The 2,176-nt window shown below is 39.3% G+C and carries 4 protein-coding genes, 1 pseudogene and 1 other annotated feature; of the genes and pseudogenes, 3 read left to right on the top strand and 2 right to left on the bottom strand.

Translation table 11 applies throughout. The annotated features are described in order from the left end of the window. Position 1: 1 nt before the first annotated feature. Positions 2-71, bottom strand: a sequence feature (AL1L pseudoknot). Continuing rightward, positions 26-319, bottom strand: a complete 294-nt coding sequence (locus A5N85_RS13195) for a hypothetical protein (RefSeq protein WP_072577593.1) — start codon at positions 317-319, stop codon at positions 26-28. It overlaps the preceding feature by 46 nt. Before the next feature lie 505 nt (positions 320-824). Here A5N85_RS13195 and A5N85_RS13185 point away from each other — a divergent pair. The 3 genes and pseudogenes from A5N85_RS13185 to A5N85_RS17385 all read left to right on the top strand — a co-directional run. After that, complete coding sequence (locus A5N85_RS13185) at positions 825-1,082, top strand: accessory factor UbiK family protein (protein ID WP_245935983.1); 258 nt, start codon at positions 825-827, stop codon at positions 1,080-1,082. 95 nt (positions 1,083-1,177) lie between these two features. Next, entirely contained in the window at positions 1,178-1,357 is a 180-nt protein-coding gene (locus tag A5N85_RS13180; RefSeq protein ID WP_072577590.1) for a hypothetical protein, read from the top strand. 146 nt (positions 1,358-1,503) lie between these two features. Further along, positions 1,504-1,846, top strand: a pseudogene (locus tag A5N85_RS17385) (transposase); the annotation flags it as partial. Here the strand turns inward: A5N85_RS17385 and A5N85_RS13170 are convergent. Next, the gene (locus tag A5N85_RS13170) at positions 1,845-2,102 is read right to left on the bottom strand and encodes a transposase (RefSeq protein ID WP_428843257.1); all 258 of its coding nucleotides are present in this window, start codon (positions 2,100-2,102) and stop codon (positions 1,845-1,847) included. The pseudogene A5N85_RS17385 and the gene A5N85_RS13170 sit on opposite strands and share 2 nt — an antisense overlap. Between the last annotated feature and the right edge of the window lie 74 nt (positions 2,103-2,176).

The raw sequence follows: 2,176 nt of genomic DNA, 5'->3' as shown, positions 1-2,176 counted from the left end.
GGCTGATATTGCTCGATAAAGTTGATCATCGTTTGTATGGGCGGTCGAGCTCCGCCTGTGCGAAAAAAGCTACTGCCTTGCGCAAGATCTCATTGCTGCGTTGCAGTTCACGGTTTTCACGCTCAAGGATTTTTATCCGCTCAAGCGCATCTTGTGCCTGTACAGCTTCAGGGGTTGCCAGTACTGCATGTTTGTTATCCCAAGCTCGCAATGTCTTACTACTACAGCCGATTTTAGATGTAATAGCCTCAATAGCCGCCCATCTTGATGGGTAATTGTCTTTAACTTCGATCAGTAGACGACCGGCTCTTTCTTTCATTTCCGGGGGATCTTTTACTACTCATAGTCTTATTCTCTCAGATTCATGAGTCTCCAATTATCTCAGGGCGGTTCAATATTGTTCTCAAGCTTGGATATCATGGACATTAATTTTGATTTATTGGTCGAAGCGTTAGCCAGGCTTATTGCAGAAAAATCTAAGCATCCACATGTTTATTTGAATATTAGGTGGTGGTTTGAAAAGTATACTAAACATACTCTTACAAAAAATACTTCTTTTAATATATTGATATTTAAATATTTAACTGTCATTGGATTATTTGATAATATTCCAGCATACTTTTCAAACCACTACTGAATATTATTAATGCAATAAATTTAATCTTAAGCAAAGGTAAGAAAGCATTTTTACCCTATGCTTGGGAAGAAACAGGGAGCTATCATTTAGATATGTTTGAGGAATGCGAAATACTTTAGGTGTAGAAAAGTTAGCTTTGTTTTTCAATGCTTAGACGATAAACTATAGTTTTATTTTTTAGAGAAAAATGATGAAAAATAATCCGTTTGCATTTGTCATGCATCAATTAGAAACGCATTTGCCAGAGCCGTTACGGCCTTTTCAAGCAGAAGTAAAGGAAACAGCGCGCAGAGCATTAGCAGATAAGTTAAGTGATTTTGACTTGGTAGTAAAAAGTGAGTTAGAAGCGCAGGTAAGAAAATTAAAAGCAACTGAAAAGAAAATTGCAACTTTAGAAGCGCGTTTATCTGTTTTAGAAGAAAAGCTCAAAGAAAAAACGCCATAAAAAAATAATGTTTCGAGAGTGAATCGCCCCGAGATAATCGGAGACTCATCAATCTGAGAGAATAAGACTATGAGTAGTAAAAGATCCCCCTGGAAATGAAAGAAAAAGCCGTTCGTCTACTGATCGACGTTGAAAACGATTACCCGTCAAGATGGGGGGCCATTGAGGCTATTGCACCCAAAATCGGCTGTAGTAGTGAGACATTGCGAGCTTGGGATAACAAACATGCGGCACTGGCAACCCCTGAAGCTGTACAGGCACAAGATGCGCTTTAGTAGATAAAAATCCTTGAGCGTGAAAACCGTGAACTGCAATACAGCAATGGGATCTTGCGTAAAGTGGCTGCTTTTTTTTACAGGCGAGTAGCGTTCAAAATTCTGTGTCATTCCTCTAAACTACTCAAAACACAAGGAATGACAGTATGCAAAACTTTGACTTTAACAAAGCCTTAAAAGCTATCCAAGCAGGCAAACCCAGCACAGGTACTGATGGAGTGCTTGCCCCACTAATCAAATAGCTAACTGAAGCTGCTTTATCAGCTGAAATAGATAGCTACCTAGAGCAAAAGCCCACTAATAACCGCCGTAACAGCTATAGTAAAAAGACCGTTAAATCCACCGCCGATAGCTTTGAGCTAGCCCCCCAGAGACCGTAATGACGAATTTGAGCCTATGTTGGTCAAAAAATATCAAACCAAACTCACCCCAGAAATTAACAACCGTATTCTCTCGCTCTTCTCACATGGCATGAGCTATAGTGCAATCATCTAAAACCCAACCCAATCCAAAGCAGATAAAAGCATAAAGTATCAATACAATCCATCCGCCATTCTTTGCGTATTTGCTTAATCCAAGCCCACATCTTTTCAATGATTGCTTGAATATCACAGCGTTTATGAAAAGCGGCATTGTCCATGACAATTACACTGTTTTTAGGTAACTCAGGTAACAGTGCTTCTCTCACCCAATGAGAGAAAATATCGCTGTTAATAGAACCATCATATAAGCGTAAGGCAAACAATTCTCCATTGATAATGGCTCCAATCGCATTGCTCTGGTTCTTTAAATGCCAGTTATCACTTCCATGACAAACTT

This window comes from Suttonella ornithocola, assembly GCF_001889065.1.
Lineage (GTDB): Bacteria > Pseudomonadota > Gammaproteobacteria > Cardiobacteriales > Cardiobacteriaceae > Suttonella_A > Suttonella_A ornithocola.
This window is presented reverse-complemented; position numbering and strand designations above follow the sequence as displayed.